We start from the raw sequence: 14,011 nt of genomic DNA, 5'->3' as shown, positions 1-14,011 counted from the left end.
TGGTAAACCGTTGATTAAGAATTTTGATTTAGGAGGAGAAAATATGTCGAAGAAATTGTTTGTCTTATCTATTGTGCTCGTTCTTGCTATGGCAATAACGGGTGTTGTCTCTGCAGCCGATTCTTTTAAAATCGGTGTCGTTACTCCGGATGCAGATCATGGCTTCACGGGCGAAAGTGTTGCACATGCACGTGCTGAACTCGAAAAATTATCCAAGGAAATTGGCTTTGAATACAAATTTGAGGTCGGCGGTGAAGCAGCCAAACAAATCGCAGCCATTGAAACGATTCTGGAATGGGGTCCGGATTGTATCGTCTTATGGCCACTCGAAGGAGAACAGTTAAAGAATGCAGCCACCACCATTATGGAAGCCGGCGTGAAATTGATCATCTATGATCGACTGATCGATGGTTTCAAACCGACAGCAGAAATCATGGGCGACAATGAGACCATTGGTAAATGGATGGGTGAATATCTGCTGAAGTATTTTGCTGAACAATTAAAAGCAGGCGAAACCATCACCTATCTGCGGTTCATCGGTGACAGCTCGACTGTTTCCATTCAGCGCTCCAAAGGTATGGATGATGTTATCGCAGCATCCGAATATGCCGCTCAATTCAAACAGGTTCAGGCGGATTATCAAACCGACTGGTCCAACGCCAAAGCCCAGGAACAAATGGAAAACTGGCTGACGACAGCGGACGCCAAAGAAATTGAGGATCTGGATCTGATCGTCACCCATGATGATGAAGTCGTTGACGGTATTGTCGTTGCTCTGAACAACTATTTTGGCAGCGATCCGGCAGCAAAACTGAATATCAAATTGATGACTGGTGTCGGCGGAAGACGTGAAACACTGGCGACCTTTGATAAACCGGTTGCAAACGGAATTGAGCTCGATACCTATTTCTTCAGCCCATCCTTCATTCGCGAAGCCATCCGTCTGGGTGTTGCCGCTGCTCAAGGACAACAATATGCAGGACAGGATATCAATGGACAGCTTTTCTTGATCCCGTCCATCGAGATCGACAAAAATACGGTCGAGGCTTTCCGTGCAAGCAAGGAATTTGAAGAACGATACAGTATTTCTATGAACTAACCTGAAACTTTAAAAGTTCAGGCAGAAGCCGTCCGGCAGTGAGCCGGACGGCTTTCCTATATCCATCATCATTTTGCTTTTTTGAGAAGCATTTTTGAACAGGGGTAATTAAGCGGAACGTATTCATCGACAGGAATCTTACCCATATATGGGAATCACTGCTGAATCAGCGATTCAAAATATGAAAAATCATAATTATTGTTGTATTATTTTTCCGTTTCGCGCAAAAAAAATCGCAACAACATTGTGATCTCAATTTGAAAAAATTATGTTCATTTTTCAACTTACTGATTCGAAAAATTTGTCAATCAGTTTTCAATTACAATTAATATACCAACATGATAAAGGGAGGTGATTCATTTGCTCATAGAGATGAAAGGAATCGTTAAAGATTTCGGGCCCGTCAGAGCGGTTGATCATATCGATTTTACAGTTAACTCGGGTGAAATCATCGGTTTACTTGGGGAAAACGGAGCAGGAAAAACAACCTTGATGAATGTGCTTGCGGGGACATTTCCCCCGGACGAAGGTGAAATTTTTATCGATGGCAATAAAGTACAAATTTCCAATGCACTGCACGCGATGCGCATGGGTATCCGTTTTATCCATCAGGAAATCAGCCTCTGCAATGATTTACGTGTTTTTGAAAACATATTCCTTTCGGAAGAATTACTCCGAAAAAACGGACTGCTGAATAAGAAAGAAATGATCAACCGTTGTCTGAAGGTTTTCGAACGTATGCAGGTACAAATTGATCCGAATGCGATTGTCAGTACACTGCAGCCAGCCGAAAGGCAGCTTGTTGAAATTGCGCGTGCTTTGTTATTCAAATGCGACCTGATCATCATGGATGAGCCGTCAACGGCTCTGGCAACAAAAGAAATTAAAAGATTATTTGATATTATGAGGCAGCTTAAAACTGAAGGGGTCAGTTTTATCTATATTTCTCATAAGATGCCGGAGCTGTTTGAAATCTGCGATATTTACTATATTATGCGTGATGGGAAATTGGTCGCACACGGAAAATTTGCAGAAATTGATGAACAACAGGCAACAGAACTGATGATCGGTCGTCATTTGGCTGACGAAGAATTCTTAAATAAGCCGTATTATGGACAAGAGGAAGTCATCCTTTCTGTAAAAAACTTGTCGGGGAAATCTTTCTTTGATATCAGTTTTGATCTGCACAAGGGAGAAATCCTGGCAATTACCGGTCTGCAGGGATCCGGCCGTGATCTGCTGGCAGATGCCTTGTTCGGCGCTGAAGAGTATACTGGAACCCTGCAGGTAAAAAATCATACGCTGAAACAGAGAAGCACCATTATCGACCACATGAAAAATGGCATCGGCATGGTTCCAAGATCACGCAAGGAACGCGGCATCCACAATGATCTCTCGATTTATGACAATATTTCGATGGCATTCTTCAACACCAAATTCAAACGTCTGCTGATCGACAGCCGAAGAGAGAAAGAGCGATTTTTACGCCAACAGAAAGCACTCTCCATTAAGACCGATCAGCCGAAAAATCCAATCACATCATTGTCCGGTGGAAATCAGCAGAAAGTGATTCTTGGCCGATGGCTTGAGGCGGATGCAGACATTCTGCTTTTTGATAATCCGACTCAAGGGATCGATGTCGGAACAAAATTTGAAATTTATCGTTTGATCATCGAACTGGCAAAAAATGGAAAAGCTATTATCGTTTTCAGTTCCGAATTTCCGGAAATTCATAAGGTTGCCGATTCTTGTATTGTTTTATACAAAGGCAGAATTAATGCCAGGTTAAATCGGGATGAAATAACCGAAATGAGTATTATGTACTATTCTACTGGAGCAAATTTAGAGGCGGTAAAAAATGGTTAGTGTATTTCAAAAATATTCATTTAAAGATCTCATCAAAAAATTATTTGCAGAATACAGCTACTGGCTTTCTTTTATCCTGCTCCTGATCCTGGCTGTCAGCGTCAATACGAATTTCCTGCGATGGAGCAATATTATTAATATCTTTGTGCAAACTGCAACTACAGGAATTATCGCTCTGGGAATGAGCATGGTGATTTCAGCAGGCCAGATCGATATTTCTGTGGGGGCACAGGTCGCCATTATTTCCGGTCTGGGAATTGTTGTATTGAATTTTACAAACAGCATCTGGCTGATGTTTGCATTCTGTCTTCTTCTCGGAACCCTGATCGGATCTTTAAACGGTCTGATGGTGGCAAAAGGTAATATGCCTGCCATGATTGCCACGCTGGCAATGCAGAGTATCTGCCGTTCACTGATTAACCAATGGGGACAGGGTGGACCTTTTACCGTCAGCAATACAAATTTTGATACTTTCCGCCTTGTTGCTGCCGGCAGTATCCGGATCTTCGGATTCAAAATTCCCTATCCTATGATCATGTTTATTGTGTTCTCGATTCTATTCGGGATCATTATGCGGCAGACAAAATTGGGAAAACATATCTATGCAGTCGGCAGCAATACAAATTCCGCACGCCTTGCCGGTGTCAATGTCAAAGGTATTCAGATCATCGTCTTTATGATCACCGGACTGCTCTGTGGTTTTTCCGGATGGTTGTATGCATCCCGTGTAATGGCAGTAGCAGCTGCCAGCGCTGGCAACGCCTACGAGATGGAAGTCATTGCAGCCGTGGCGATCGGTGGTACCTCCATGACAGGCGGGCGCGGAAAAATAATCGGAACTTTTCTGGGCGCTCTGATGTTTAAAATCATCAACAACATTCTGACCATGGCAGACGTCCCGACATTTCTTAACGGCGCAATCAGTGGAGCGATCATCATCGTCGCAGTTCTGCTCCAAAACGTTCAGAATAAAAGTAAATAACTGTAGAAACAGTGATTAGAAAAAATCCTGATGGTTTTTGAAAATCTGGATTGAACTTTAAATGACTGCAGGAGATTGAAAAATGTACAGGATCGGTATTATCGGGTGTGGAAAAATCGCTGAGGTAAGGCATGCGCCAGAATATGCAGAAAATCCAAACTGCAAATTGGCAGCATTTTTTGATGAAATTCCAGGTCGAGCAGATAGTTTCGCACAAAAATACGGCGGAAAAGCATTTGATACCATCGATGAACTGCTTGCCAGTGATCTTGACGCCGTCAGCGTTTGCGCTGCCAATATCGCTCACGCCGCTATCTCCATAAAGGCACTTGAAGCCGGTGTCCATGTCCTATGTGAAAAGCCGATGGCTACCACACTTGAGGACTGTGAAGCGATGGTTTTGGCAGCAGAAAAAAGCGGTAAATACTTAATGATCGGACAGAATCAACGCCTGGCTCGCGCTCATGTAAAAGCAAGGGAGCTGATTCAAGCAGGAGAGATTGGAAAATTACTGAGCTTCCGGACGACATTTGGGCATCCGGGTCCTGAAGGCTGGACCGGGCAGAAGAATTCCTGGTTCTTCGATAAAAAACGCGCTGTCTTTGGCGCGATGGCGGATTTGGGCGTACATAAAACAGATCTCATTCATTTTCTGACCGGTGACGTGATAACTGAAGTGACAGCACATGTTAGTACGCTGGATAAAAAATATCCCGACGGTTCACCGATCCAGGTTGATGACAACGCGTTTTGTATCTATCGCACACGCGGTGGAGTGATTGGCACGATGCATGTCAGTTGGACATTCTATGGAAATGAGGACAATTCGACCATTTTGTATGGAACCGATGGCATCATCCGCTGCTACAATGACCCTAAATATGCGCTGATCGTCGAGAAAAAAGACGGTTCAAGAATTTGCTATGAGCTGGATCAGATGACATCCAACAAAGAACAGACTTCCGGGGGCAGGACCAATACGATGGTTATCGATACCTTCATCGATTGCCTGCTGAAGAAAACGCCTCCCGCAATCTCAGGCCGGGAAGCCATGAAAGCCATGAAAGTCATCTTTGCAGCAGAAAAATCTGCTGAACAAAGATACACCGTTACGGTTGATCAGGAATGACAGACTGAATATAGATTGCTTCGTCGGGTTTCTACCATCCTCGCAAAGACAGAGTACCATGTGAATCCGATTGCAGTGAATCTTCTCATTGCCGAGTTATACAAGTAGCAAGGTTTGTCATTGCCAGCGCATCGATTCTTGTCATTGCGAGCCACATCGTGGTGAAGCACTCTCCTGTCCCATGAAAACAAAGGAGAGCAACAGAATTCTGCAGCTCTCCTTTTTGTTTTTCCAGTGATTTAATATACAGATGAAATTATTTGTATTTGTGTTGTTTTTTATTGATTGTTTTTACGGATCGTCCAAATACTTCCTTTAAAAATCAGCTTTTTCCCAGCAAGAATCACCGCTGCACTCTGCCGGTTGCATTGCCCTTCATGAGCGCATTCACCTCCGCAACTGATACCTGATTCATGTCAAATTCGATCGATTGCTTCAGGCAGGAAGCAGCAACGGCAAATTCAATCACATCCTGCGGCTCCATCCCTTCCAATTCTGAATAGATCAGTCCGCCGCCGAAAGCGTCACCGCCCCCCACGCGATCCACGATATGAATCAGATATTCCTTAGAAAACCAGGTCTGACCATTCCGATATAGCATCCCTGCCCACTGATTATCATTAGCAGAAATACTGGTGCGCAGCGTGATGGCAACCTCTTTACAGCCAAAACGTTTTGACAATGTCTCCGCAACCTGAATATATCCTTCTTTTGACAATTTCCCGGATACTACATCGGTATCTTCCGATTTGATACCAAAGACATCCGCAGCATCCTCCTCGTTGGCGATACAGACATCCACATATTTCATCAGTCCGCTCATGACCTGCCCGGCTTTTTCTCGAGTCCAGAGTTTTTTACGGTAATTTAAATCGCAACTGATTCGAATGCCCATTTCTTTTGCAGTTTTACAGGCTTCCTCACAAGCCGCTGCCATCTTATCACTCAATGCCGGTGTAATACCAGTAAAATGGAACCAGCAAACACCATCAAAAATCTTTTTCCAGTCGAATTCAGAAGGATCCGCAAGCGCGATTGCAGAATTTTCCCGATCATAAATCACTTTAGACCCGCGCTGTGACGCACCTTTTTCTACAAAATAAATACCGAGACGTTTTCCACCGCGAATAATTTTTGAAGTATCTACGCCAAACCTGCGCAGTTCATTGACACATGCCTGTCCGAGCTCATGATCAGGAATTTTCGTCACAAAAGAAACATCTTTTCCATAATTCGCCAGCGATACGGCGACATTGGCTTCACCTCCGGCAAAGGAAACCATCAACCGGTCTGCCTGTACCAGACGCAGATATCCTTCCGGATTCAGCCGCATCATTATTTCGCCAAAACAGACAATCTTTTCCATTCGTTTTAACCCTTCTTAATCGTTCGTAATATAAGGTGGATTCATCATTATTCTTTTTGGTGTTCATAAAAAGAATAAATAAAAGAATAACGATTTTCCGTTCTATATACGAAAAACTATCCGTAATTTAAGAATACTTGAATCTTCCTTTATAACGCTTCGACAAATCCTTTGATCCGTTTCAGACCCTCCTGAATATTTTCCTCAGAGGTTGCATACGTAAATCGCACAAATCCTTCTCCGCTCTCTCCAAAACCGGAACCAGGTACCGTAACCACTCCGGTTTTCTTGAGTAAACTCATACAAAAATCTTCAGATCGCATACCTGTTTTTGTAATATTAGCAAAGACGTAAAAAGCTCCTTTGGGAGTCTTGCAGGAAATACCATCAATTTGATTGATCAGCCCGCATATGATATTGCGTCGCCTTTCATAAATGCTGCGCATTTTTTCAATTTCATCCTGATGAAACCGAAGCGCAGTGGCAGCGGCAATCTGGCTGGGTGCAGGCAAACAGGAAGCGCCGTTTTCATGCAGTTTGGTCATGTTCCGAATAATATCCGGCTTGCTGACAGCGTAGCCGAGACGCCATCCTGTCATGGCGAACATCTTTGAGAAACTGTTGATATAAATGATCTTATCCTCCAGCCCTTCAAAGGAAGTGATGCTGCAATACTGCTCCTGATCATAAACCAGGCGATTATACACTTCGTCGGCAATGATAAAAATATCATGGCTGCGGAACAGATCAGCCAATTGTTTCATCGTATCCGCGTCGATTACAGCGCCAGTCGGGTTTGATGGAGAATTTAAAATAATCGCTTTTGTTTTACTGGTAATGGCTTTTTTAATATCGTCAATATCAGGTACGAAATGATTTTCTTCCCGAGCTGGGACTTCTTTTAAAATTGCTCCACACATACCGATTTGCCCAAAATAATTCGGCCAGGCAGGCGTGACAACAATAACTTCATCGCCGGGATTGACAATTGTAAAAAGCGCCATTTGAATTGCTTCGGTTGCGCCGCAGGTTACAATAATTTGACTTTCCGGATCCGGATTTAATCGTGTTTCATATTTTGCAATTTCCTGCCGCAGCGAAAGGACGCCGGCATTCGGTGTGTAATGGGTCAGGCCTTTCTGCCAATTCAGGCAAGCTTCGTCGATAATCGGTTTCGGTGTAATAAAATCCGGTTCTCCAACGGTAAAACTGATTGTATCCGTCATTTTCAAAGCTTCGTTAAACATCTGGCGAATTGCAGATCCGCCTAAATTTTGGGCTATTTTTGATAGTTCCATATCAATCGTTTCCTTTTTTTTCTCCATTCTTTTATTACGACCAGCAGTTCGAAATTTGGATTGGCTTTTCAAATAAAGGAAGAAAACTTGTTGTTCTTATGGTTTTGCGCTTTGTGTAAAAGCATAAGAACAACAAAGAATTCTTTTCATATTTCGAATTACTGAATTACGACGCATTATGTGCGTCAGTCGATAAGCATTGCAATCTCATGAGACTTGAAAATTCCTTCACAACTACGCACCCAGATAAGACTCACGCACTCGATCATCTTTCAGCAGATCTGATGATTTTCCTTCGATGGATATTAATCCTGTCTCTAAAACATAAGCACGGGATGCAGTCTGTAAAGCAAGGAACGCATTTTGCTCGATCAGGAGAATGCTGGTTCCTGCTTCATTGATTTCTTTGATAATTCGAAAAATATCCTCTACAATAATCGGTGCCAGCCCCATGGATGGTTCGTCTAAAAGCATGAGCTTGCCGCCGGTCATAAGCGCTCGTCCCAGCGCCAGCATTTGTTGTTCGCCGCCGGACAGTGTGCCGGCTAATTGTGCCTGCCGTTCTTTGAGCCGGGGAAAAGTCAGATACGTACGTTCCAAACGTTGTTGAATGATTGAACGTTCTTTGACAATATTCGCCCCAAGCATGAGATTCTCTTTCACAGTCAGGCGGGGAAAAACACGCCGCCCCTCAGGCACATGAGCAATTCCAGCTTCCACGATCTTATGAGCAGGCATTTTGGTTAATTCTTTTCCCAGAAATTGAATGCTGCCCGATTTAGCTCTTTCCAAACCGGAAATGGTTCTTAAAATGGTAGATTTTCCGGCGCCGTTTGCACCGATCAGCGCAACAATTTCACCTTCATCCAGGTTGAAGGATACGCCTTTAACCGCAGTGATCATGCCGTAAGAGACTGCGAGGTCTTTAACATCAAGCATTCGTGATGACATTTTTGTATCCCCCTCCTAAATATGCGGCAATAACATCCGGATTATTCTGAACCTCGTCGGCTGATCCTTCAGCAATCGTTTCACCAAAATTCAATACTTTAATTCTGTCTGCAATAGGCATCACAAAATTCATATGATGCTCAATCAGAATGACCGTCAGTCCAAGTTTGTCGCGCAATTCACGGACCATTTTTGCCATGTCATCCAACTCTGTTGTGATCATACCGGCAACCGGTTCATCCAGCAGTAGAATTTTCGGCTCAAGCATCAATGCGCGCACAATTTCCAGGCGGCGCTGTGCTCCATAGGGAAGATTTTTTGCAAGAATATCAGCTTTACTTTCCAGATCGAACGCTTTCAGTAAGTCCATCGCCCGTTCATCGATCTTGCGTTCTTCCTCAACCATTTTCGGAGTACGGAAGATACATTCAAAAAAAGACTCTTTACATTGATGGGTATATGCCATTTTTACATTGTCAATTACTGTCGATGCTGCAAACAAACGAATGTTCTGAAACGTACGCGCAATACCCTTCTGCGCAAACTGATAAGGTTTTAAACCGAGCAGACTTTCGCCATTGAGCTCAATCGAACCTTTTGTCGGCGCATAAATACCGGTCAGCATATTAAAAATTGTTGTTTTTCCAGCTCCATTTGGACCGATAATCGCAATAATTTCACCCTCCTCCAAGGAAAGGTTGAAATCATCAACCGCTTTTAATCCGCCGAATTCAATAGAAAGGTTTTTAATTTCTAAAATAGACATCGGTTGATCCTCTCTTTCTAATTTGGCGTCTCAGACGGATGAACGGATTTTTTGCTGAAAATGCTTTTCTCATATAAATGTTTGCGGTTGATCTTTAATAAAGGAAGCTCTTTTCCGCCGCACAAACCAAGCGGTCGGTACAGCATGATGATAACCAAAGTCACAGCATAAATCACAATTCTCCAATTCACTAGATTGCCAAAAGTCCGCAGTGCTTCCGGCAATACAGTTAAAAGCAGACCGCCAAGAACAGAACCGGTCAAAGATCCAGTACCGCCTGCGTACAGATACACCAGCAAATCACTCGATTTAACGAAACTGAAGGTATCCGGTTGGATGAAAGACATAATATGCGCATACAATCCACCAGCGACACCTGCGATAAAGGCAGCAAAAACAAAAGAAATGATTTTATATTTGGTTGTATTAATTCCCATCGCATCGGCAGCGATTTCATTATCGCGAATGGCTATGCAAGCCCTTCCATGTTTTGAGTAAATAAAATTCCGTGCCACAATCAGCGTTAATACAACAAAGAATAAAACCCAGGCAAAATTCGTATATGGTGGAATACCGATCATACCTCTGGCAGCACCTATCGGTTCAATCAACCGCAGCGTAGCCCGTACGATTTCGCCAAAAGCCAGCGTAACAATCGCCAGATAATCTCCTTTTAATTTCAACGTCGGGATACCGATCAGAAGACCAACAGCGCCTGCCACCAGCCCTCCTGCCAGTAATCCTAGAAGGAAAACTGGAATTCGAAGATTGGGAGCCACTGAAAAGCCTCCAAAAATCATCGTAGTGACAATCGATGCCCCGTAGGCGCCCAGAGACATAAAACCGGCATGGCCGATACAAAACTGTCCGGTGAAACCATTGACGATGTTCAAACTGATCGTCATCATAATATTCACACCGGCAAACATCAGTACCTGAATATGATACGGGTTCATGACTTTAATCGATTTGAGATACATAATCAGGTAATAAAGTGCAACGACACCCAGAATAGGCAAAAGCTTTCGAATTAATGGTTTCATCGTATCGCCCCTTTATACTTTATCAATCGTCAGCTTGCCCATGATTCCGGCAGGTTTAAATAATAAAATCAGGATCAGAATCACAAAACCGATGGCATATCCGAGATTTGAATTGACAGAAGTTGCTAAGATTTCTGTGATTCCCATAATAAATCCGCCGAGCATTGCTCCGCGAATATCCCCAATTCCGCCGATAACTGCCGCAATGAAAGATTTCGTACCCAGCCATCCGCCCATATATACATCCACCTGAGGATAAATGCTGGCGTAAAAAATTCCGCTTGCCGCAGCCAGCGCAGCGCCGATGAAAAATGTGATTGAAATCACTCGGTTGATATTGATTCCCATTAACTGAGCAGCATCCTTATCCATACTGCATGCCCGCATTTGGCTGCCAATTTTCGTTCGATTGACAACATTATATAAGATGAACATGAATACCAGTGATAAGACGATCATGATAATTTGTGTAGTGCTGATCATAACCCCTTGAATTTGGAATCGTTTTGTGGGAAATAACATCGGAAATGAACGGGGAGAGGGACCGATAAATGGTAAAGCACGGGGAAAATTCTCAAGGAACATAGAAACGCCCACTGCCGTAATTAAAGCCGACATTTTTGGACGATTCCGCAGCGGTTTATAAGCAATTGCTTCCACACCTACACCGATCAATCCGGTTCCCACCATCGCAGTAAACAGGATCAAAGCCACAATCAATCCGGAATAGGTACCGTTGACGGCAAACGATGAAAAGGCTTGAGCAAGAAAAAATGTACCTAAAGCCCCAATCATCAAGAAATCGCCATGAGCAAAATTGATCATACCCACAATACCATACACCATGGTATATCCGAGAGCCAGCAAAGCATAAACGCTGCCTAATTGAAGTCCATAAACCAAAAATTGCATCAGGGTGGACAAATCGATACCTCCATTTTTTTATTGATTTCGGTCGAAATATTGTAAAATGCCTGCCGCTGAAACAAGATCGGCAGGCATTTCCAACTTGCAAATAGGATTGATTACGGATTTACATTCTTGAGGAATGTTGCAACACCCTGGTCATTGTATTGAAGGATTGCAGCGCCTTTGATCGGATTACGATCCTCACCTACAGTGACGATACCGGAAGGCAGCGCCAAACCCTGGATCTGTGCAAGTGCGTCACGAACTCCTGCTCGATCGACGGTCTTGGCATTCTTAATCGCTTCAACTAACATTGCACCCGCTTCATAAGCCAATACGGCGTTGGAGTTCGGTACATCGCCATTGTAAGCAGTCTTGAAGTCATTGACGAATTTCTGAGCGATCGGATCCGGGTTATCGGGGGAGAATGCTGAAATATAAACTGAACCTTTAATATTTTCAGCACCGGCAACCTGCGCAACTTCAGGTGTATCCCAACTGTCGCCACCGATCAACGGAACGGTAATGCCATTGGCACGTGCTTGCTGGATCTGAAGCGGAACTTCATTTAACAGATTCGGCATAAAGACACATTCCGGTTTCGCCGCTGCGATTTTTGTCAATTGGACGTTGTAATCCTTGACATCTGCGCCACTGTAAGCCTGTGTTTCGACAATTTTTCCACCAAGCGCTTCATAGGATTGTACAAAAGCCTCATAAAGTCCTTTGCTGTAAGCATCCGCATTGTTATAAAGCACTGCAGCGGTTTTGTAGCCTTCGCCCCATGCAAAGGTAGCTGCAACCTGACCCTGGAAAGGATCAATGAAACAGGCACGGAACAGATAATCACCAATTTGGGTTACAGCAACATTCGTCGTGAATGTTCCGATAGCCGGGCATCCGGCGGATTGTGCAATCGTTCCGGCTGCCAGAATACATTTAGACATATCCGGTCCGACAATGCCGATAACTTCATCCTGGTAAATCAGCTTTTGATAGACATTGGTTGTGATGTCTTCTTTTGCTTCATTGTCTTCATAAACAAATTCAATCGGGTAGAGAACGCCATTATTCATGACGCCGCCAGCAGCGTTAAGTTCATTCTCAAGCAGCTTCACACCATTGACAATGTATTTGCCAGCTAATGCGGCACTTCCGGAAATCGGGCTGACCACGCCGATTTTCAATGTTTTGCCAGTCTCAGCTGCGGTGACAGATGCAACACTGATCAGTAATGTAAAAAGAACAAGAACAGATAAAATAACATTAATCTTCTTCATAACAGTTTCCTCCATAGTTTCTATTTGTTTTCAGCAAAAGGATTTGCTGTAATTCCATTGTACGATAAAAAAGAACCATTTCTGCCACAATTAGATGTTTTCTAAAACATTGAGAAGAACGTATCTGACATGATGGCAATTTGAAATGGAGATTGGTTCTTCATATGAAAAGAGAATATCGGCAAAATTTGAAATCAATTTTTTATAATATTGTGTTCAGAACGAAAGATCGTGTCGGGTCAAAAAAGTTGTTCCACATTATGGTATTGCATTTCATTATTTTGGAGTATATCATAATTTATATCGGCTTTCAAGCATCGAATATCTCTTAAAATCGAAGATTTGATAGAAAAACCGATAAACAGGATAAAAATCATAAAATGGTTGTGACAAATCAGGTTATTCAGGAATCCATAAAAAAAATGAGTGCGTAACATTGTTCCATCATGCGGATTCTATGCTATACTTTGCAATTATTCTTGATATCGAAACATTTACCAAAGGGTAAAATATGGAAACATCTCACGTACAAGTCATTGACAGAGCATTGGACATTATAGAACAATTAGCCACTTCCGAAAAAGGGCTCAGCATCACCGAATTAGCCCGCAGAACTGATCTGCCGAAGAGCACTGTACACAGAATTTTAAGCTCGTTCATCCCACGCCATCTGATTGAAAAGAACGAACAAACCAACCTGTACATGCTTGGGTATAAATTTGTCGAAATTTCCAGTATATATCTCAATAAAATTGTCTTAAAAACCGAAGCAGTGCCAATTATGCACAACATCGCATCAACTTTCAACGCAATTTCCTATCTCGGTGTTTTGGATCAGAATGAAGTCATGTACTTGGAGCGGATTGAACAATTTAACAGCATCCGTCTGTATTATGACATTGGAAAGCGGGAACCGGTATATTGTACTGCTTTAGGGAAAGTGCTATTATCCCAATTGCCGGAAGATGAATTTGAAGAGCTCGGCAAAAACATCCAATACGTCAAACGAACGACAAAAACGATCACGAACTTCGAAGAACTGGCACGAGAAGTGGAACAAGCCCGCATTGACGGCTATGCTGTTGATCGCGGCGAACACGTCGAAAACAGTTATTGTCTGGCAGTTCCGATTTACGATTTTACTCGCAAAGTCATTGCTGCCATGAGTGTCTCAAGGCTGGATTTGTTTAAAGCGTTTAAACAGGAAGTTGTTCTTGCAAAAATGCGTGAAGCGGCAGAACAGTTATCGCTGCGAATGGGATATACCAAACCGAAATAACATATGATCAGTAATTTGAAATATAAATATGCATTACCAATAG

At 43.0% G+C, this 14,011-nt stretch carries 12 protein-coding genes; 5 read left to right on the top strand and 7 right to left on the bottom strand.

Features of this window, described 5'->3' with window-relative positions; all coding sequences use genetic code 11:
• The first annotated feature begins 43 nt into the window (after window positions 1-43).
• The 4 genes from ATC1_RS05705 to ATC1_RS05690 all read left to right on the top strand — a co-directional run bounded on the left by ATC1_RS05705 (window position 44) and on the right by ATC1_RS05690 (window position 5,076).
• Window positions 44-1,099, top strand: a complete 1,056-nt coding sequence (locus ATC1_RS05705; RefSeq protein ID WP_062279218.1) for a sugar ABC transporter substrate-binding protein — start codon at window positions 44-46, stop codon at window positions 1,097-1,099.
• Window positions 1,100-1,459: 360 nt separating this feature from the next.
• Window positions 1,460-2,965 (top strand): sugar ABC transporter ATP-binding protein, encoded by a 1,506-nt coding sequence (locus tag ATC1_RS05700; RefSeq protein ID WP_062279216.1) that lies wholly within the window; start codon window positions 1,460-1,462, stop codon window positions 2,963-2,965.
• Entirely contained in the window at window positions 2,958-3,947 is a 990-nt protein-coding gene (locus tag ATC1_RS05695) for an ABC transporter permease (RefSeq protein ID WP_062279214.1), read from the top strand. Before ATC1_RS05700 ends, ATC1_RS05695 begins: the two co-directional genes overlap by 8 nt.
• An 82-nt stretch (window positions 3,948-4,029) precedes the next feature.
• Complete coding sequence (locus ATC1_RS05690) at window positions 4,030-5,076, top strand: Gfo/Idh/MocA family protein (RefSeq protein ID WP_062279213.1); 1,047 nt, start codon at window positions 4,030-4,032, stop codon at window positions 5,074-5,076.
• A 343-nt stretch (window positions 5,077-5,419) separates the two neighbouring features.
• Here the strand turns inward: ATC1_RS05690 and ATC1_RS05685 are convergent, their stop codons facing one another.
• The 7 genes from ATC1_RS05685 to ATC1_RS05655 form a co-directional block, all read right to left on the bottom strand.
• Entirely contained in the window at window positions 5,420-6,442 is a 1,023-nt protein-coding gene (locus ATC1_RS05685; protein ID WP_062279211.1) for a sugar kinase, read from the bottom strand.
• Window positions 6,443-6,591: 149 nt separating this feature from the next.
• Complete coding sequence (locus ATC1_RS05680) at window positions 6,592-7,740, bottom strand: pyridoxal phosphate-dependent aminotransferase (protein ID WP_062279210.1); 1,149 nt, start codon at window positions 7,738-7,740, stop codon at window positions 6,592-6,594.
• Window positions 7,741-7,974: 234 nt separating this feature from the next.
• Complete coding sequence (locus ATC1_RS05675) at window positions 7,975-8,691, bottom strand: ABC transporter ATP-binding protein (RefSeq protein WP_201777245.1); 717 nt, start codon at window positions 8,689-8,691, stop codon at window positions 7,975-7,977.
• Window positions 8,672-9,457 (bottom strand): ABC transporter ATP-binding protein, encoded by a 786-nt coding sequence (locus ATC1_RS05670; protein WP_062279207.1) that lies wholly within the window; start codon window positions 9,455-9,457, stop codon window positions 8,672-8,674. Before ATC1_RS05670 ends, ATC1_RS05675 begins: the two co-directional genes overlap by 20 nt.
• Before the next feature lie 17 nt (window positions 9,458-9,474).
• The gene (locus tag ATC1_RS05665; protein ID WP_062279205.1) at window positions 9,475-10,500 is read right to left on the bottom strand and encodes a branched-chain amino acid ABC transporter permease; all 1,026 of its coding nucleotides are present in this window, start codon (window positions 10,498-10,500) and stop codon (window positions 9,475-9,477) included.
• 12 nt (window positions 10,501-10,512) lie between these two features.
• On the bottom strand, window positions 10,513-11,424 hold the full coding sequence (locus tag ATC1_RS05660) for a branched-chain amino acid ABC transporter permease (RefSeq protein ID WP_201777244.1): 912 nt from the start codon (window positions 11,422-11,424) through the stop codon (window positions 10,513-10,515).
• Window positions 11,425-11,525: 101 nt separating this feature from the next.
• Window positions 11,526-12,689: an ABC transporter substrate-binding protein gene (locus tag ATC1_RS05655; protein ID WP_062279202.1), complete on the bottom strand. Its 1,164-nt coding sequence runs from the start codon at window positions 12,687-12,689 to the stop codon at window positions 11,526-11,528.
• Between the two features lie 511 nt (window positions 12,690-13,200).
• On the opposite strand from ATC1_RS05655, the gene ATC1_RS05650 reads away from it, so the two are divergent.
• Window positions 13,201-13,968, top strand: coding sequence for an IclR family transcriptional regulator (locus ATC1_RS05650; protein ID WP_062279200.1), 768 nt, complete (start codon window positions 13,201-13,203; stop codon window positions 13,966-13,968).
• Window positions 13,969-14,011 lie beyond the last annotated feature (43 nt).

It is taken from the genome of Flexilinea flocculi (genome assembly GCF_001192795.1).
Taxonomy (GTDB): domain Bacteria; phylum Chloroflexota; class Anaerolineae; order Anaerolineales; family Anaerolineaceae; genus Flexilinea; species Flexilinea flocculi.
This window is presented reverse-complemented; position numbering and strand designations above follow the sequence as displayed.